This is a genomic window from Pantoea sp. FN0305 (genome assembly GCF_050113845.1).
GTDB classification, from domain to species: Bacteria; Pseudomonadota; Gammaproteobacteria; order Enterobacterales; family Enterobacteriaceae; genus Mixta; species Mixta alhagi.
The window spans coordinates 96,874-113,739 of the sequence record NZ_JBNJSN010000001.1 but is presented as its reverse complement, the minus strand read 5'-3'; the positions used below and the strand labels follow the sequence as shown (position 1 = coordinate 113,739).

18 protein-coding genes are annotated in these 16,866 nt (G+C 55.6%); 4 read left to right on the top strand and 14 right to left on the bottom strand.

What is annotated here, in order from left to right; all coding sequences use genetic code 11:
- Positions 1-2: 2 nt before the first annotated feature.
- The 6 genes from hscB to trmJ form a co-directional block, all read right to left on the bottom strand.
- Positions 3-521 (bottom strand): co-chaperone HscB, encoded by a 519-nt coding sequence (hscB, locus tag ACQE3Y_RS00580; protein WP_426971644.1) that lies wholly within the window; start codon positions 519-521, stop codon positions 3-5.
- A gap of 82 nt (positions 522-603) precedes the next feature.
- The gene (iscA, locus tag ACQE3Y_RS00575; RefSeq protein ID WP_085070700.1) at positions 604-927 is read right to left on the bottom strand and encodes an iron-sulfur cluster assembly protein IscA; all 324 of its coding nucleotides are present in this window, start codon (positions 925-927) and stop codon (positions 604-606) included.
- A 9-nt stretch (positions 928-936) separates the two neighbouring features.
- The gene (gene iscU / locus ACQE3Y_RS00570; RefSeq protein WP_103060082.1) at positions 937-1,323 is read right to left on the bottom strand and encodes a Fe-S cluster assembly scaffold IscU; all 387 of its coding nucleotides are present in this window, start codon (positions 1,321-1,323) and stop codon (positions 937-939) included.
- Between the two features lie 24 nt (positions 1,324-1,347).
- Positions 1,348-2,562, bottom strand: a complete 1,215-nt coding sequence (locus ACQE3Y_RS00565) for an IscS subfamily cysteine desulfurase (RefSeq protein ID WP_426980654.1) — start codon at positions 2,560-2,562, stop codon at positions 1,348-1,350.
- A gap of 39 nt (positions 2,563-2,601) precedes the next feature.
- Positions 2,602-3,096, bottom strand: coding sequence for a Fe-S cluster assembly transcriptional regulator IscR (gene iscR, locus ACQE3Y_RS00560; protein ID WP_103060084.1), 495 nt, complete (start codon positions 3,094-3,096; stop codon positions 2,602-2,604).
- 140 nt (positions 3,097-3,236) lie between these two features.
- Positions 3,237-3,965 carry a tRNA (cytosine(32)/uridine(32)-2'-O)-methyltransferase TrmJ gene (trmJ, locus tag ACQE3Y_RS00555; protein WP_085070692.1) on the bottom strand — a complete coding sequence of 243 codons (729 nt, stop codon included), beginning with the start codon at positions 3,963-3,965 and terminating at the stop codon, positions 3,237-3,239.
- 122 nt (positions 3,966-4,087) lie between these two features.
- Between trmJ and suhB the strand changes: the two genes are divergently transcribed.
- Complete coding sequence (gene suhB, locus ACQE3Y_RS00550) at positions 4,088-4,891, top strand: inositol-1-monophosphatase (protein WP_085070691.1); 804 nt, start codon at positions 4,088-4,090, stop codon at positions 4,889-4,891.
- Between the two features lie 63 nt (positions 4,892-4,954).
- Here suhB and ACQE3Y_RS00545 read toward each other — a convergent pair whose 3' ends face one another.
- Positions 4,955-5,935, bottom strand: a complete 981-nt coding sequence (locus tag ACQE3Y_RS00545; protein WP_426980652.1) for a nickel/cobalt transporter — start codon at positions 5,933-5,935, stop codon at positions 4,955-4,957.
- Positions 5,926-6,573: a DUF1007 family protein gene (locus ACQE3Y_RS00540; RefSeq protein WP_426980651.1), complete on the bottom strand. Its 648-nt coding sequence runs from the start codon at positions 6,571-6,573 to the stop codon at positions 5,926-5,928. The genes ACQE3Y_RS00545 and ACQE3Y_RS00540 overlap by 10 nt, the downstream gene beginning before the upstream one ends.
- A 124-nt stretch (positions 6,574-6,697) precedes the next feature.
- On the opposite strand from ACQE3Y_RS00540, the gene csiE reads away from it, so the two are divergent.
- Entirely contained in the window at positions 6,698-7,966 is a 1,269-nt protein-coding gene (gene csiE / locus ACQE3Y_RS00535; protein WP_426980923.1) for a stationary phase inducible protein CsiE, read from the top strand.
- Here the strand turns inward: csiE and ACQE3Y_RS00530 are convergent.
- A complete protein-coding gene (locus ACQE3Y_RS00530; protein WP_426980650.1) occupies positions 7,949-9,103 on the bottom strand; it encodes a 3-phenylpropionate MFS transporter in 1,155 nt (384 codons plus the stop codon). The two genes, csiE and ACQE3Y_RS00530, sit on opposite strands and share 18 nt — an antisense overlap.
- Before the next feature lie 127 nt (positions 9,104-9,230).
- The gene (glyA, locus tag ACQE3Y_RS00525) at positions 9,231-10,484 is read right to left on the bottom strand and encodes a serine hydroxymethyltransferase (RefSeq protein WP_426971636.1); all 1,254 of its coding nucleotides are present in this window, start codon (positions 10,482-10,484) and stop codon (positions 9,231-9,233) included.
- Between the two features lie 320 nt (positions 10,485-10,804).
- Between glyA and hmpA the strand changes: the two genes are divergently transcribed.
- On the top strand, positions 10,805-11,989 hold the full coding sequence (gene hmpA / locus ACQE3Y_RS00520; RefSeq protein WP_426971635.1) for an NO-inducible flavohemoprotein: 1,185 nt from the start codon (positions 10,805-10,807) through the stop codon (positions 11,987-11,989).
- Between the two features lie 37 nt (positions 11,990-12,026).
- Complete coding sequence (locus tag ACQE3Y_RS00515; protein ID WP_426971634.1) at positions 12,027-12,719, top strand: aspartate/glutamate racemase family protein; 693 nt, start codon at positions 12,027-12,029, stop codon at positions 12,717-12,719.
- A 111-nt stretch (positions 12,720-12,830) separates the two neighbouring features.
- On the opposite strand, the gene glnB is transcribed toward ACQE3Y_RS00515, so the two are convergent.
- From glnB to ACQE3Y_RS00495, 4 genes are all read right to left on the bottom strand, one after another.
- A complete protein-coding gene (gene glnB, locus ACQE3Y_RS00510) occupies positions 12,831-13,169 on the bottom strand; it encodes a nitrogen regulatory protein P-II (RefSeq protein ID WP_038624670.1) in 339 nt (112 codons plus the stop codon).
- A gap of 122 nt (positions 13,170-13,291) precedes the next feature.
- Positions 13,292-14,629 (bottom strand): two-component system response regulator GlrR, encoded by a 1,338-nt coding sequence (gene glrR, locus ACQE3Y_RS00505; RefSeq protein WP_426980649.1) that lies wholly within the window; start codon positions 14,627-14,629, stop codon positions 13,292-13,294.
- Positions 14,629-15,348, bottom strand: coding sequence for a two-component system QseEF-associated lipoprotein QseG (qseG, locus tag ACQE3Y_RS00500; protein ID WP_426980648.1), 720 nt, complete (start codon positions 15,346-15,348; stop codon positions 14,629-14,631). Before qseG ends, glrR begins: the two co-directional genes overlap by 1 nt.
- 6 nt (positions 15,349-15,354) lie before the next feature.
- Positions 15,355-16,779, bottom strand: a complete 1,425-nt coding sequence (locus ACQE3Y_RS00495) for a sensor histidine kinase (protein WP_426971631.1) — start codon at positions 16,777-16,779, stop codon at positions 15,355-15,357.
- Positions 16,780-16,866: the final 87 nt, after the last annotated feature.

The following is a 16,866-nucleotide window of genomic DNA, read 5'->3' as shown; positions in this document are numbered from 1 at the left end:
GGTTAGAAATCGAGCAGCTTCTCTTCCAGCTGTTCTGTCTGGCTGCGCAGTTTAGCGAGAAAACGCAGCTTGCGCACCGTATCTGCCGCCGCGTCCCACTGGGCAGCGGCCAGTTCCTGCTGCATTTGCTGACTGCGCTGCTGCATCATTGCTGCCAGCCGCTGCATAAAGGCTTGCAGTTTCGCTTCGGCGTCGGGCGCCTGTTCTATCGCGTCCAGCTCTTCCCGCAACGCCAGCTGCTCCATCAGAAAGGCGGTATCGCGCATCGTATGCTGTTCATTATTGATATCGAAACCGTGCAGCGACAGCAGATATTCCGCGCGCGGCAGCGGCTGGCGCAGAGCCTGATAGCCTTGATTGATGGTGGCGGCCTGCTGTAAGGCCTGAAGGCGTTCACGCTCCGGCTGTGACGCGAAGCGATCGGGGTGGAACTGACGTTGCAGCGCCTGAAAACGAGCGGTGAGCTCTGCCGTGTCAATCTCAAAAGAGGGCGGCAGGCCAAAAAGAGTGAAGTAATCCATAGCAGACTCAGTTGATAACAGAGGGATGCATAAAAAGAATCGCCCCGTTCCCGGAGCGATTTATTCTGCTGCTGCGCCAACGCTAAACGTTGAAGCTTTCTCCGCAGCCGCATTCATCTTTCATGTTCGGGTTATTGAACCTGAACCCTTCGTTCAGGCCTTCCTTCACGAAATCAAGCTCGGTCCCATCGAGATAAACCAGGCTTTTCGCATCGATAACCACGTTAACGCCTTTATCTTCGAAAACGGTATCTTCGGGCTGGGGCGCATCAACAAATTCCAGCACGTAGGCCATGCCGGAACAGCCAGAGGTACGTACGCCAAGACGTAAGCCAAAGCCTTTACCACGGTTATGCAAAAAGTTGCTTACGCGGGAAGCCGCGCTGTCGCTCAGGGTAATAGACATAAATCCCCCTTACTGTGCGTCTTTCTTGCTCTTGTAATCCGCGATGGCGGCCTTGATGGCGTCTTCAGCCAGGATTGAGCAGTGAATTTTCACCGGCGGCAGTTCCAGCTCTTCGGCGATCTGAGTATTTTTAATCGCAGCGGCTTCATCAAGCGACTTGCCTTTTACCCATTCGGTAATCAGCGAGCTGGAAGCGATAGCGGAACCGCAGCCGTAGGTTTTGAAACGCGCATCTTCAATAATGCCGCTGTCGCTTACCTTGATTTGCAGCTTCATAACGTCGCCGCACGCCGGTGCGCCGACCATGCCGCTGCCGATAGAGGGATCGCTGTTGTCAAAAGATCCCACGTTGCGTGGATTTTCGTAATGATCGATTACTTTTTCGCTGTAAGCCATGATCTGTTCTCCTGAAACCTGAAATTAATGATGCGCCCATTCGATGCTGTTCAAATCCACGCCCGCTTTAAACATTTCCCACAGTGGAGAAAGCTCGCGCAGTCGGCCAATGGATTTGCGCACCAGCGCAATGGTGTAATCAATCTCTTCTTCAGTCGTGAAGCGGCCAAGGGAGAAACGGATTGAACTGTGTGCCAGCTCGTCGCTCATACCGAGCGCGCGCAGCACGTAAGAAGGTTCCAGGCTGGCGGAAGTACAGGCGGAGCCAGAGGAAACCGCCAGATCTTTCAGCGCCATGATCAGCGACTCGCCTTCTACATAGTTGAAGCTGACGTTCAGAATGTTCGGTACGCCCTGCTCCAGATCGCCGTTAAGATAGACTTCTTCGATATCTTTCAGGCCATCCCACAGACGGTTACGCAGCGTGCGCAGGCGCGCCATTTCGCTTTCCATCTCTTGTTTCGCGATACGGTAAGCTTCGCCCATGCCGACAATCTGATGCACCGGCAGAGTACCGGAACGCATACCGCGTTCGTGACCGCCGCCGTGGATTTGCGCTTCCAGACGAATACGCGGCTTGCGACGTACGTAAAGCGCGCCGATGCCTTTCGGACCGTAGATTTTGTGCGCGGAGAACGACATCAGATCCACTTTCAGCTGGCTGAGGTCGATCGGCAGTTTGCCAACGCTTTGCGTGGCATCAACGTGGTAAATGATCCCGCGCGCACGGCACATTTCACCGATGGTCGCGATATCCTGCACCACGCCGATTTCGTTATTAACATGCATGATGGAAACCAGAACGGTATCGTCACGCATCGCCGCTTCCAGTTGCTGCAGATCGATAATGCCATTGCTCTGCGGCGCGAGATAAGTCACTTCAAAGCCTTCGCGCTCTAACTGGCGACAGGTATCCAGCACCGCTTTATGTTCGGTTTTGCTGGTAATGATGTGCTTGCCTTTTTTCTGATAAAACTGGGCGGCGCCTTTGATAGCCAGGTTGTCAGACTCGGTCGCGCCAGAGGTAAACACGATTTCACGCGGGTCAGCCCCTACCAGCTCGGCGACCTGGTTGCGCGCAATATCAACCGCCTCTTCCGACTGCCAGCCAAAACGGTGGGAACGGGAGGCCGGGTTACCGAAGGTGCCGTCCAGAGTAAGATACTGCATCATCTTTTCCGCCACACGCGGATCGGCCGGCGTGGTAGCGGAATAATCCAGGTAAATCGGTAATTTCATTGCTCTTAAGCTCCGTACATCGCTTCAAATCAAAAATTATCAGGCCCGCAGATTTATATTAATGGTCTCCTGCGTGCGGCCATTCGCCATACGGCGCGTTTCGTTATTCTGACGATCGGCTATATCAAGGATCTCTTTATTATTCACCAGCTCAGCCAGCGTAATGTTGTTGAGAAAATCGCTGATACGCTCGCTTAAATCGTGCCACAGGACGTGAGTCAGGCAGCGCTCGCCGCCCTGGCAGCCCTCTTTCCCCTGGCAGCGCGTCGCGTCAACCGACTCATCGACAGCGGTGATCACCGCGCCAACGGCGATTTCAGCCGCGCTTTTGCCCAGCAGATATCCACCGCCCGGTCCGCGTACGCTGGCCACCAGGCCATTTTTACGCAGGCGCGAAAAGAGCTGCTCAAGGTAAGAGAGAGAGATCCCCTGTCGCTCTGAAATATCGGCCAGCGGCACCGGCCCTTCATGTGAGTGCAGTGCAACGTCAAGCATCGCAGTAACGGCGTAACGGCCTTTTGATGTCAGTCTCATAGCTTGGCGACCCTCAGTTATACCCTGTTTCGGAGTGATATATGATGGTCGCAAGTCTGACATTCCCGAGTGTTTTGGTCAACTATTTAACCTGGTAAAACACTCAAGTATTAGCCGCTGCGTTTGTACTCTGGCAATGCTTAATTTTCGCCGCGCTTTTTCTCAAAAGAGGCAAGCATGCCGCGCAGAATATTTAGCTCGTCACGCTCCGGGCGGGCACGCGTATAAAGGCGGCGCAGCTTGCTCATTACCTGCCCCGGATTCGACGGGCGAATAAAGCCGCTGGTCACCATCATCTGCTCCATATGCTGATAAAAGCGCTCCAGATCGTCGACAAGCGGATAGGGGCTCTCTTCATACTGCGGCTGCTCTACACGATCGCTTTGCAGGAAAGCCATGCGCACTTCATACGCCAGGATCTGTACGGCCATCGCCAGATTCAGTGAGCTGTAGTCGGGGTTAGCCGGGATCGCTACGTGATAGTGACATTTTTGCAGTTCGTCATTGGTCAGGCCGACGCGTTCACGACCAAATACGATGGCAACCGGCGCCTGCGCGCCCTCTTCCACACATTTGACGCCGCACTCGCGCGCATCCAGCATCGGCCAGGGCAGCGTACGCGAACGGGCGCTGGTGCCGACCACCAGACTACAGCCGGCAATCGCTTCATCCAGCGATTCGACAATTACCGCATCGCCAATCACATCGCTGGCCCCTGCGGCGAGCGAGATGGCCTGCGAATCAGGCTTAACCAGCGGATTAACCAGATAAAGGTTAGTCAGCCCCATGGTTTTCATCGCGCGGGCGACGGAACCCATATTGCCAGTGTGAGAGGTTTCCACCAGCACAATACGAATATTTTGCAGCATATAACTCAAGGAGGTCGGTGAGATAATTTGTTGATGCTAACATAAATGCAGGACATTTTCCGATCTCCCTGCTATACTCCGCGCCGTTTTCCTCGTTCTTTAACATCCAGTGAGAGATACTGATGCATCCGATGCTCAACATCGCCGTGCGCGCTGCGCGCAAGGCCGGCAATTTAATCGCCAAAAATTACGAAACTCCGGACGCCGTTGAAGCTAGCCAGAAAGGCAGCAACGATTTCGTGACCAATGTTGACCGCGACGCCGAGCGCCTGATTATTGAGGTGATTCGCAAATCTTATCCGCAGCACACTATTATCGGTGAAGAGAGTGGTGAACTGACGGCAGAAGATCAGGATGTACAATGGATTATCGATCCGCTGGATGGCACCACCAACTTTATTAAACGCTTACCGCATTTCGCGGTCTCTATCGCTGTGCGCATCAAAGGCCGCACCGAAGTGGCTGTGGTTTACGATCCGATGCGTAACGAACTCTTCTCCGCCGTACGTGGCCAGGGCGCTCAGCTGAACGGCTATCGTCTGCGTGGCAGCAATGCCCGCGATCTGGACGGCACCATTCTGGCAACCGGCTTCCCGTTCAAACAGAAGCAGCACGCTGCGACCTATATGAAACTGGTTGGCAAGCTGTTTACCCAGTGCGCGGACTTCCGTCGTACCGGTTCAGCGGCGCTGGATCTCTGCTATGTCGCTGCCGGTCGCGTTGACGGTTATTTTGAAATTGGCCTGAAGCCGTGGGATTTCGCCGGTGGCGAACTGATTGCTCGTGAAGCGGGCGCGCTGGTAACTGACTTTACCGGTAATCATGGCTTTATGACCTCTGGTAATATCGTTGCCGGTAATCCGCGCGTAGTGAAAGCGATGCTGGCTTCCATGCGCGATGAGCTGAGCGATGCGCTGAAGCGTTAATCTCACGCTGGCGAGAAATGCCGCACGCTTCTTCTGGAAGGTGCGGCATTTTTTTATCTTTTTTCAGCGCAGCGCGCGCAGGCCGCCTGAAATCGCCGGTTGCGCGCTGAGCCACAGCACGACGCCGCCAGTCATCAACAGCAAACCGCCTGCCAGCGCCAGGCTCTGTAACGCCACGCGTTGCCAGGGCGCAGGCGCAGTGCGCCGGTTCAGCCGTATCGCCAGCGTACGCGAGCTGTGTACCAAAAGCGCCATCATTGAGACCGTCAGCGCTGTGCCCAGCGCCATCGCCAGTGCGCTAAACACGCCCCATGCATAGACGCCAATCACCCGGGAAAAAAGCAGCATCATGATCGCACCGGAACAGGGGCGCAGCCCCATCGACAGTACCACCAGCAGTGACGTTTTCCAGCTGGTTGCCTGGGCCAGCTGCTGATCGTCAGGCAGATGCTGGTGACCGCAGCCGCAGTGCGCATCGTGCTGATGATCAAGCGGACGCAGCTGCTGAATGCGCAGCGCGCCGTTACGCCGCAACTGACGCAGCGCGCGCCAGCACAGCCAGACGCCAAGCCCGACCACCAGCAGATAGCTGCCCTTCTCCAGCCAGTAGCTGCTGAGATGAAGCTGGCGGGAAGAGGCCTGCAGAATCACTAACACCAACGTCACCAGCGCTACCGCCACAAACCCCTGCACCAGCGCGGCGGCCAGCGTCAGGCGCAGGCTGGTTTTCAGGCGCACAGGATGCGTGGCGAGAAAGGTGGCGATCACCACTTTACCGTGTCCCGGCCCCAGGGCATGAAGAATGCCATACAGCAGGCTAAAGCCCAGCAGGGCCAGCCCAGCCTGATGCGGATGCGCTGCCGTTCGCTGCAACAGAGCAATCATCTGCTGATGCAGACCCTTTTGCCAGATAACGCTTTGCCACAGCAGCTGCGGCCAATACCACCAGGCGGCCAGCGCGCCCAGCAGCGCCAGCATCAGTACGCTCCACAGCGGCCACAGGCTGCGCCAGCGCGCGTTATCGCGTTGCAGAATCATTGACATGAGAGCGTTACCGTTTGAGCGAACTGACGGCCCAGGTCCATGCTTTCCGGCGGCGCATCGGCTTTATCCAGCGACAGGGCGAAATTTTTCATCGCAGCGTCCGGCTGTGGCGTTTGCAGCGTCATTTTGCAGCGGGACGCCAGCGGTTCCGGCAGGCTTAACGCCTGAGCATTCTTCCAGGTCATATCGACAAAATAGGTGGGATCAAAAGAGCTAAAAGTATAGATCTGGCCTTTCAACGGCTGCGGCTGCGCCAGCGGCAAAACAAATGTCAGCACCGCCTGCGCCCCGTTGCGAGCCAGCGCGTAAGATGGCGGCAGATTATCAAACTTTACCGCTTTGCCCCGATGCCAGAACTCGGTGAAATAGTGCTGTGCCAGTACGTTAGCCATTACTTCCGCCGCCAGTTTTTTCCATACCGGTGAACCGGGCTCGGCGTCGCCGGCATCATATAGCAGATCCGCTGAGGTGATCTCATCCATCGTCCAGACCATCTTTAAACCGGTCAGCGCATCATTACTGACCACCGGCATGGTTTGCATGGCAATAAAGCTGTGCGGATGAGACCAGGCTAAAGGCGAAAGGAGTAGCGTCAGGCAGCCAATACCGGCGCGTTTAATCAGGGTGGTCGCTGTCATTCATCTTCCTGTACGGCAATTCTGTGAGCCAGGTTAACGTCTGGATAAAAATATGTCGGCATGCATCTGTTGTCACGCCGGTTGTCTATGCTTATTTTTGGTATGACTGACCGGAAAATTCATGATGAGTTCTGCTACAACTACAGCACCACTCTTCTCCAGTTCCCAGCGTCGTTGTCATCTCCTGCTGATGCTCTATTTGCCCGAGCCCTTGCTGACCCTGGATAGCCTGTGCCAACTCAATCATGTAGATCCTCCGCTTGCCCGGCAAGATATAGCGGAGGTCGATGAAGAGATCCAGCGTTATCACCGCCTCGCCATTTTACAGCAGCAGGACGGCACATTTTTGCTGCAGGGCGAAGAGCTGGACAAACGCCTCTGCCTGCTGCACTGGCTGCGTCGGGCGCTGCGCGTTTCTCCGGTATTTATCGAAGGTCATTTTACGCCTGCACTGCGCCAGCATCTGCAGGCGCGTCAGATTGAAAAGCTTTTATATAACGAGCGCAACCTGCAGGCCCTGATTGAACACTGTGCAGGTCGCCTGCAACGCAACTTTAGCCCACGCGATCGGCTGTTTCTTCAGCTGTTTATGCAATATTCGCTGTGCCATGCGCGCCAGGCTAGTTTTTCGGCCCGTCAGCAGCTTTGGCTGGTAAATAAAGCCGAGCGGCTGGCGGCACAGGAGGTGATTCAGCACTGGCAGCGGCGCTGCCGCTTTGCACCCGACGCCAGCGAAATCGATTTCTATACATTGCTGTTCAGTATGATCCACGCGCCCTCCCCCGGGCGATTATCGCATCAGGGCGAACGGGAACTCATGGAGCAAACCCAACGGCTGATGGCGCGCTTTCAGTCTCTTTCCGGCATGCGCTTCAGCAATGAACAGGGGCTGTGCAGCCAGCTCTACACGCATCTGGCTCAAGCGCTGGACCGCTGCCATTTCTTGATCGGTATCGATAACAGCCTCTCTGAGGAGGTTATCCGCCTCTATCCACGCCTGCTGCGTACCACGCAAAGCGCTGTTGAAACCTTTGAAAATCATTATGGCATCCGCTTTTCCACAGAAGAGATGGGCCTGATCGCCGTTATTTTCGGATCCTGGCTAATGCAGGAGAGTGCTTTGCAGGAGAAACAGGTGCTGCTGTTGACGGGCGATAAGGCTGCGCTGGAAAAGGAGTTAGAGCAACAGCTGCGGGAACTCACGCTGTTGCCGTTGAATATTAAATATTTATCAACATGCGACTTTCAGCGTTACGGAGCGCCGAAAGGCGTGACGCTGGTGGTCTCGCCTTATGCCGCCCCGCTACCGCTCTATTCGCCGCCCTTCATTCATGCTGAGCTGCCGTTAACCGCTCACCAGCAGCAGCGAATTCGTCTATTGCTGGAATCCTGAGGCCTGTACGCGCGGACGCAGAAACAGCGCTGGCAGCACCAGCAGCGCCATTAACCAAAAGATATTACCGTGCAGATGGCGGAATAGTACGCCGCACACCATGGTCATCACCGCAATACCGCCGCCCATCGCCAGCGCCGAATAAACCGATTGCAGACGAATCACTTCCCCACCCTGACGCGCCGCGATAAAACGCATTGCCGCCAGATGGCAAACGGTAAAACTGCCGCAGTGCAGGATCTGGGCGACAATCAACCATGGCAGTTGGGTGGTCGTGGCCATCAGGCTCCAGCGCACCAGCGCGCAGATGCCGGAGAGCAGCAGCAGATCGCGCGCGCTCCAGCGGCGGAACAGACGATTGCTCAGCGCAAAAATGATAATTTCCGCCACTACGCCCAGCGACCACAAATAGCCAACCACGCTGGCGGAATAGCCCGCCTCCTGCCACCAGATAGCGCTAAAGCCATAATAGGCGGCGTGCGCGCCCTGCATCAGCGTCACGCAGAGCAGGAAACGCCATACGCTGTTTTCCTGCAGCAGAGATTTCCATTCGATCCACCCGGCGCTCTCCGTGGCGCGAGTTTCTCCCACTGGCATTATTGCCGGTCGCAGTAACATCCCACCCAGCATCATCACAATGCCCACGCTTAACAGCGCCAGGATCGCCTGGCTGTTCCAGGCGGTAATCAGCACGCCGGTCAGCGCCGAGCTGATGACAAACGCCAGCGAACCCCACAGTCTTACCGGCCCGTAAGGCAGCGCGATTTGGCGCGTCCAGGTGGCGGCCAGCGCATCGCTGAGCGGCACCAGCGGCGAGAAAAACAGATTGAAGCCGATCATTACCAGCAGCAGCCACAGCCACTGCTGTCCCAGCCAGAACCCGGCGGCGCACAACAGCGTTAACAGCGCCAGCAGACGCAGCGCCAGCACCAGCTGTGAGGGATCGCGCACTCGTGAGGCGATAAGCAGGCTGCCAACAAAGCGGGCAATCATTCCGGCCCCCAGCAGCAGACCGATTTTTTCCGCATCCAGCCCGCTGCCTTTTAACCATACGGCCCAGAAAGGCAGATAGATGCCATAACAAAAAAAGTAGGTGAAGTAACCGAGTGCTAACCAGTATGTTGAACGGACCGTCATATATCCCCCGACAATAAGGCGCTTACTTTGGCAAATCATGGAAGGATAAGCAATTAAGGGTTTCTGCGGGGATAAAAAAGCCCCGGCCAACGGGGCGGGGCTTTTAGCTAAAGCGAGAGGAAAACTCTCAGGCGTAAACCGGGAAGCGAGCGCAAACTTCCAGCACTTTCTGCTTCACGCGCTCGATGGTCGCTTCATCGTTGATGTTATCCAGCACATCCACAATCCAGCCAGCCAGCTCGCGAACTTCAGCTTCTTTAAAGCCGCGACGGGTGACCGCCGGCGTGCCGATACGGATACCAGAGGTGACAAACGGGCTCTTGGGATCGTTCGGCACGCTGTTTTTGTTCACGGTGATGTTCGCACGGCCCAGCGCGGCATCGGCTTCTTTACCGGTAAGGTTTTTATCCACCAGATCCAGCAGGAACAGATGGTTGTAGGTGCCGCCGGAAACCACGTTGTAGCCACGTTCCAGGAAGACTTCGACCATCGCCTTGGCGTTCTTCGCCACCTGCTGCTGATAAACCCGGAACTCCGGCTCCATCGCTTCTTTCAGCGCCACCGCTTTACCCGCGATAACGTGCATCAGCGGGCCGCCCTGTCCGCCTGGGAAAACGGCAGAGTTAAGCTTTTTATACAGTTCTTCGTTGCCGCCCTTCGCCAGAATCAGGCCGCCGCGCGGACCCGCCAGCGTTTTATGAGTGGTGGTGGTAACGATATGCGCATGCGGAACCGGGTTCGGATAAACGTCTGCGGCAATCAGACCCGCAACGTGTGCCATATCAACAAACAGGTAAGCGCCAACGCTGTCGGCGATTTCACGCATTTTTGCCCAGTCGCATACGCCAGAGTAGGCGGAGAAGCCGCCAATGATCATCTTCGGCTTATGCTGCTGTGCCAGCGAAGCCAGCTCGTCATAATCGATTTTGCCCGTTTCGTCGATACCGTAAGGTACAACGTTATACAGTTTGCCAGAGAGGTTTACCGGAGAGCCGTGCGTCAGGTGACCGCCGTGTGCAAGGTTCATACCTAAAATGGTATCGCCCGGCTGCAGCAGCGCAGTATAGACTGCAAAGTTTGCCTGTGAACCAGAATGCGGCTGGACGTTGGCATAATCTGCGCCGAACAGCGCTTTGGCGCGATCGATGGCCAGTTGCTCAACGATATCTACATATTCACAACCGCCGTAATAACGTTTGCCCGGATAGCCTTCGGCATATTTATTGGTCAGCTGTGAACCTTGGGCCTGCATCACGCGCGGGCTGGTGTAGTTTTCTGAAGCAATCAGTTCAATATGCTCTTCCTGACGAACCTTTTCTTGCTCCATTGCTTGCCACAACTCGGCATCGTAATCGGCAATGTTCATATCACGCTTTAACATCCGCATCTCCTGACTCAGCTAACTTTTAACGGCACTATATGGCCCTGACGGGCGAAGGCCAACAGTGTAAACCGTTTTGCAGGTAGAAGCATAGCCTCGTGAACGGCTTTTTACGCAAACGATTGGCTTGAGCACTGGCAAGGTTTGCAGCCCGATTGCCTTCCTGCTTTTATCATGACAGTTATTCAGTCGCCGCCTGTCTGTTTTTCATTATTGCTAACGTTAGCATCCTTTATTTTTCCAGGATTATTTACAAATAACGACAAAAGCAATTAACATGCATTTAAAATGCAATTTATAAATTTCACTGGAGAGTGATTATGCTTGATGCCCAAACCATCGCCACCGTTAAATCCACCCTGCCCGCTGTGGCAGCAACGGGTCCTGCGCTAACCGCTTACTTTTATGACCGGATGTTTACCCATAACCCGGAACTGAAAGATGTGTTTAATATGAGCAATCAGCGCAATGGCGATCAACGTCAGGCCCTTTTTGACGCTATCTGTGCTTATGGCGCTAACCTTGAAAATCTGGCGGCTCTGCTGCCTGCCGTAGAGCGTATCGCGCAAAAACACACCAGTTTTTCCGTTAAGCCGGAACAGTATCAGATTGTGGGCAAACACCTGCTGGCCACCATTGATGAAATGCTCAATCCTGGCCCGGAAGTGCTGGACGCCTGGGCCAAAGCCTATGGCGTGCTGGCCAATGTGTTTATCCAGCGCGAAGAGGAAATTTATCATGAGCACGAGGAAAAACCGGGCGGCTGGCGCGGCACACGGCCTTTCCGTATCAGCGCTATTCAGCAGCAGAGCGAGGTCATTAAAAGCTTTACCCTGACGCCGGTAGATGGCGAACCGGTGGCGGATTTTAACCCAGGCCAGTATCTGGGCGTGCATGTGCAGGATCCTGACTTCGCTAACCATGAAATCCGGCAATACTCTCTGACCCATGCGCCAAATGGTCGCGACTATCGCATCGCCGTAAAACATGAAGCGCTGGGTACGGTTTCCGGCTGGCTGCATGCGAAAGCAAAAGTTGGCGACGTGGTTAATCTGGCAGCGCCGGCCGGCGACTTTTTCCTGCAGGTCGAGGCGACAACACCTGTGACCCTGATTTCAGCTGGCGTCGGCTTAACGCCGATGCTGGCGATGCTGCATGCCCTTGCCAAACAGCCTCACCAGGCACCGGTAAGCTGGCTTCATGCAGCAGAGAACGGTGCCCGCCATGCGTTTGCTGATGAAGTCGCGCAAACCGGCGCGTTGCTTCCGCATTTCAACAGCCATGTCTGGTACAGCAAACCGCGTGAGCAAGATGCCGGACGCTTTAGCGCGCAGGGCAAAATAGATCTCTCTGCCGTTGCCGCCGAGCTGGCTGAAACAGATCGCCACTACTATCTTTGCGGTCCGGTAAGCTTTATGCAATTTATTGCGCGTCAGCTGCTGGATGCCGGCGTTCCCCATCAGCATATTCATTATGAGGTGTTTGGCCCGCACAAAGTGGTTTAAGCTCATTGCTGATTCCGGGTATTTACGCAGGTGACGCATGAAAACGATCGGTTTGTTGGGCGGGATGAGCTGGGAGTCAACGGCGCTCTATTACAAAATTATCAACGAAGGCATCAACGCGCAGCTTGGTGGTTTGCACTCTGCCAGGCTGGTGATGTATAGCGTGGATTTTTATGAAATAGAGCAGCTGCAGGCGGCCGGTAACTGGCAGGAAGCAGGAGAAAAGCTTGCGGCAGCAGCCCACGCTTTGCAGACGGCGGGCGCTGATTTTATCGTGCTCTGTACCAATACCATGCATAAAGTGGCACCTGCAATCGCCTCGGCGTGCACTCTTCCGCTGCTGCATATTGCCGACGCCACGGCGGAAGCGATTAAAACGGCCGGGATGGGTAAAGTCGGGCTGTTAGGCACCCGCTTTACGATGGAGCAGGCATTTTATAAACAGCGGCTGCAGAACGACTATGGCATTGAAGTAGTGATCCCGGATGAAGCCGGACGCGAAACCGTGCATCAGGTTATCTATCAGGAGCTGTGCCTGGGCCATATTAATGCCGCTTCCCGAGAGAAATATCGCGCGGTGATGGAAGAGCTGGTCGCGCAGGGAGCGGAAGCCATTATTATGGGCTGTACGGAAATTACGCTGCTTATCGATCAACAGGATGCGACGGTTCCGCTGTTCGACACCACGCAAATTCATGCTGAAGCGGCCGTCGCGCTGGCATTAGCCTGATGAAAAGCCAGCCCCGACCAGGCGCTGGCAAAGAGTGCGTTCGGATTTAAACTCCACTGGCGTCCAGGCGCGAAAGCAATCAGCTCGCCTGGACGTTAGCAGCCAGTGGAATCAGATCGCCTCTTCATCTTCTTCACCGGTACGAATACGCACCACGCGCGCCACATCGTAGACAAAGATTTTGCCGTCGCCGATTTTGCCTGTTTGCGCCGTCTGCATAATGGTATCGACGCAGGTATCGACAATGTCGTCAGCCACTACGATTTCAATCTTTACCTTCGGCAGAAAGTCGACCATATACTCCGCGCCGCGATAAAGCTCCGTATGCCCTTTCTGGCGACCAAAGCCTTTTACTTCAGTCACGGTCATCCCGGTAATGCCCACTTCAGCCAGCGCCTCGCGAACATCGTCGAGCTTGAACGGTTTGATAATTGCGTCAATCTTTTTCATAACGGACCCTTTTTCTCTCCCTCCGTGGCCGGACGGGTAATACTCAGACTGTGTGCGGTAGATACGATCTCTGTTTCCGCAGGCTAAGCTAACATATCTGACCGCGTGAACGGCACTAAAAACTACAACTCTTTGAAGTCGTTAGCATCCAGCTCGTGACGCGCCAGCAGCTTATAAAACTCGGTGCGATTGCGTCCTGCCAGCCTCGCCGCGTTGGTAACGTTGCCTCTGGTCATCTGCAGCAGCTTACGCAGATAGTTGAGTTCAAACTGATTACGCGCCTCGACAAAGGTCGGCAGCACCGTGTTTTCGCCCGCCAGCGCCTGCTCCACCAGCGCCTCGCTAATTATCGGCGCGGAGGTCAACGCCACGCACTGCTCAATAACGTTAACCAGCTGACGCACGTTGCCGGGCCAGCTGGCGCTCATCAGACGCTTCATGGCATCGGTTGAGAAGCTGCGGACAAAGGGTTTATGCCGTTCTGCCGCCTGGCGCAACAGATGATTCGCCAGCAGCGGAATATCCTCGGCACGCTCATGTAACGCCGGGATTTTCAGGCTTACCACATTCAGGCGGTAAAACAGATCCTCGCGAAACTCCTGCTTCTCCATCGCTTTCGGCAAATCACGATGGGTGGCGGAAAGAATGCGCACGTTAATGTCCAGGTCGCGGTTGCTGCCCAAAGGCCGTACTTTCCGTTCCTGCAGCACGCGCAGCAGCTTAACCTGCAACGTTTGCGGCATATCGCCGATTTCATCTAAAAATAGCGTGCCGCCTTCAGCCGCCTGGAACAATCCTTCACGCGCGCTTACCGCCCCGGTAAAGGCGCCCCGGGCATGGCCAAACAGCTCCGATTCCAGCAGCTGTTCCGGCAAAGCGCCGCAGTTAATGGCAATAAAAGGTTTACCGGCTCGCGGGCTGGCAGCATGAATCGCCTTCGCCAGCACCTCTTTACCGGTACCGCTTTGCCCGTTAATCAGCACGCTGACGTCAGATTGCGCCACCATATGCGCCTGTTCCAGCAGGCGCTGCATCAGCGGGCTGCGGGTAACGATCGCTTCGCGCCAGGCATCATTGCTGGCTGGCGCGCTATGGGACATCGCTTCATCAATCGCCTTATAGAGCGCATCCCGATCCACAGGCTTGGTAAGAAAGCTGAAAACGCCCTGGCGCGTGGCTGAAACCGCTTCAGGTATCGAGCCGTGCGCCGTCAGGATAATCACCGGCAGGCCAGGATGGAGCTTCTGAATTTCGCCAAACAGCGCCAGACCATCCATTTCATCCATACGCAGGTCGCTGATCACCAGATCGACCTTCTCTTTATTCAGCTGACGCAGCGCGTCTGGCCCGCTGCTGGCCGTCGTGACCTGAAAACCTTCGCTGGTCAGACGCATTCCCAATAGCTTTAGCAGCGCGGGATCGTCATCAACCAGCAGCAAACGGGCAGAGTTACGTGGCATTATTGCGCCTCTTTTTCATGGCTGTTTTCACCTGACGGCGCAGATGTCACGCTCTCATCAGAATGACTATTATCTGAGACATCAGGCGACTTACGCGACGAGAGCTGCCGTTCAATATCGGTCAGCGTCTCCAGCTTGCGACGCGTCTCCATCAACTCCCGATTCAGGCTGCGCTGCTTTTGCCGCAGCGCATCAAGCTGACTGTCGCTGCTCTGCTGCAGATGATGGTAGCGCGTCCGGCTTTCTGATAAATCCAGCTGGGACGCCTGGTTATTACGCCACAGCTGCAGTAGCGGGCGAACCGAGGCGGGATAAGCCACGCTGAAACTGTCCAACTGCTCTACGTACTGACGCCGTTCAACCGGCGTAACGTTGCCGTTATCCAGCAGGATCCCCTGCTTAAAGCTGTTTTGCCAGTTAGTGGCGGGCCAGCCGTGCGCCTCCGCCCGCGCCTGTACCGGCGACAGCCTGGCTGCGCAATCAATGGCGCGTATCCAGTAGAGCGGATTTTTAATACTGCTGCTGTCATCAATGTGCCAGACGCGAGCGCAATCCACCGCCAGATAATCAACGATATTGATTTTTGGTTCAGGCGGCGTCGCAGCCTGATTAGGTAAAACGCTGTGTGTGGGCTGCTGACAGGCAGTAACCAGTAAGGCCGACATCAACAGCAGAGGACGGCCAAAACTTTGTGCGGCAGAGAATGTAAATATGGTCATTGGCTATCATTTCCCGGCGCTCAAATTAAGTTCAATACGGAAGCAAACATCAGCCTGATCCGTGGTGATTAGCTGCAGATCGCCCTGCATACGCCGCAGGCAATCTTTGGCAATGCTCAACCCCAGACCGCTGCCTTTAACCGCGCCCTTACGCTGCTGGCTTCCCTGGAAAAAAGGCTCAAAGATCATTGCCTGTTCTGCAACCGGAATCGGCGTGCCGGTGTTAGCAACATCAATCCATACCCGGTTGCCGTGCTTCTGGCTGCGCAGCCAAATGGTACCGGATTCACTGCCGTAATATACAGCGTTAGAATAGAGATTATCGATCACCCGCATCAACAGCATCGGTTCCGCGCGACAGGTGGCAACCTGCAGGTCTACCTCGGTTTGCATCAGTTTACTGCGCGCCGGAAGCGCGTGCGCGTCAACCACGCTATGAATAATTTCCGCCAGGTTTACCGTTTCCAGCGGCTGCGGACTGTCTGCCAGCTTGCGGTTGTAGTCAAGCAGCTGCTCGATCAAGCGCTGCAAATGACGGCTGCTGCCGTCCAGAATGGCGACCACCTCTTTCTGATCGGCGGTCAGCGGCCCCGCTACCTCATCCGCCAACAGCTCGGTGCCTTCGCGCATGCTGGCCAGAGGCGTTTTTAGCTCATGGGAGATATGGCGTAAAAACTCATGGCGCTGTGATTCCAGCCATGCCAGCCGTTCGCTCAGCCACATAATGCGCTGGCCCAGCGCCCGGATTTCACGCGGGCCTTTAAAGCCGACCATATTGCCCAGCGGCCGGCCTTCGCCCAGCCGGTTGATCATCCTTTCAACTCTTTTTACCGGTCCGATAATCATGCGGGTAAACAACAGTACCAGCCCCAGCGTTACCATAAACAGCAGCAGCGCCTGCCAGCCAAAGAACTGTCCGCGCTCGGCGATCTCCCGTTGCAGCTGTAAGCCACGCGAAAAAGCGGTTTCACGCGTGGCCTGTACCATTTGCGCGTTCGCGCTGGAAAAGCTTGTCAGGCTCTCCGTGGCAGCGCTGATCGGGTTACTGTTCAGACAGTGCAATTGCTCCAGCCGGGACAATGCCTGACGCAGGCTGTGCCAGGCGCGCAGGTCGGGCAGCACCTGAGCGTGGGCATCCAGCATCTGAGAATAGCGTACGCGCTGGGTTTGATAGAGCCGCGCCAGCATCGGATCGCCAAGAACACAATATTGACGATAGCTGCGCTCCAGCTCCAGCGCGGTGCGTGCCATAGCCTCACTGCGCCGGATGTCGGTTAGCGTGGTGCGATTAGTATCGGCAGCCTGCTGGCTGAGCGCCGAAAGGCTTTCCCAGGCTTGCCATGCCAGTACCAGCAGCGGCAGCAAGACCAGTAAAAACGCCATCAGCACCAGCTGACGCAGGGAACGCGGAAACAGTCGCCAGGTTTTCACATGCATTATCCTTATTGAAGTGAGAATGATGCTAACCAACAACGCGGCGGGAGGAAAGTCTGAAGCAAAAAGCAGCCAGCGGGAACG

Bases quoted from the DNA above. Each gene is read 5' to 3' on its own strand.
- hscB (WP_426971644.1), bottom strand. From the start codon at position 521: ATGGATTACTTCACTCTTTTTGGCCTGCCGCCCTCTTTTGAGATTGAC.
- iscA (WP_085070700.1), bottom strand. From the start codon at position 927: ATGTCTATTACCCTGAGCGACAGCGCGGCTTCCCGCGTAAGCAACTTT.
- iscU (WP_103060082.1), bottom strand. From the start codon at position 1,323: ATGGCTTACAGCGAAAAAGTAATCGATCATTACGAAAATCCACGCAAC.
- ACQE3Y_RS00565 (WP_426980654.1), bottom strand. From the start codon at position 2,562: ATGAAATTACCGATTTACCTGGATTATTCCGCTACCACGCCGGCCGAT.
- iscR (WP_103060084.1), bottom strand. From the start codon at position 3,096: ATGAGACTGACATCAAAAGGCCGTTACGCCGTTACTGCGATGCTTGAC.
- trmJ (WP_085070692.1), bottom strand. From the start codon at position 3,965: ATGCTGCAAAATATTCGTATTGTGCTGGTGGAAACCTCTCACACTGGC.
- suhB (WP_085070691.1), top strand. From the start codon at position 4,088: ATGCATCCGATGCTCAACATCGCCGTGCGCGCTGCGCGCAAGGCCGGC.
- ACQE3Y_RS00545 (WP_426980652.1), bottom strand. From the start codon at position 5,935: ATGTCAATGATTCTGCAACGCGATAACGCGCGCTGGCGCAGCCTGTGG.
- ACQE3Y_RS00540 (WP_426980651.1), bottom strand. From the start codon at position 6,573: ATGACAGCGACCACCCTGATTAAACGCGCCGGTATTGGCTGCCTGACG.
- csiE (WP_426980923.1), top strand. From the start codon at position 6,698: ATGAGTTCTGCTACAACTACAGCACCACTCTTCTCCAGTTCCCAGCGT.
- ACQE3Y_RS00530 (WP_426980650.1), bottom strand. From the start codon at position 9,103: ATGACGGTCCGTTCAACATACTGGTTAGCACTCGGTTACTTCACCTAC.
- glyA (WP_426971636.1), bottom strand. From the start codon at position 10,484: ATGTTAAAGCGTGATATGAACATTGCCGATTACGATGCCGAGTTGTGG.
- hmpA (WP_426971635.1), top strand. From the start codon at position 10,805: ATGCTTGATGCCCAAACCATCGCCACCGTTAAATCCACCCTGCCCGCT.
- ACQE3Y_RS00515 (WP_426971634.1), top strand. From the start codon at position 12,027: ATGAAAACGATCGGTTTGTTGGGCGGGATGAGCTGGGAGTCAACGGCG.
- glnB (WP_038624670.1), bottom strand. From the start codon at position 13,169: ATGAAAAAGATTGACGCAATTATCAAACCGTTCAAGCTCGACGATGTT.
- glrR (WP_426980649.1), bottom strand. From the start codon at position 14,629: ATGCCACGTAACTCTGCCCGTTTGCTGCTGGTTGATGACGATCCCGCG.
- qseG (WP_426980648.1), bottom strand. From the start codon at position 15,348: ATGACCATATTTACATTCTCTGCCGCACAAAGTTTTGGCCGTCCTCTG.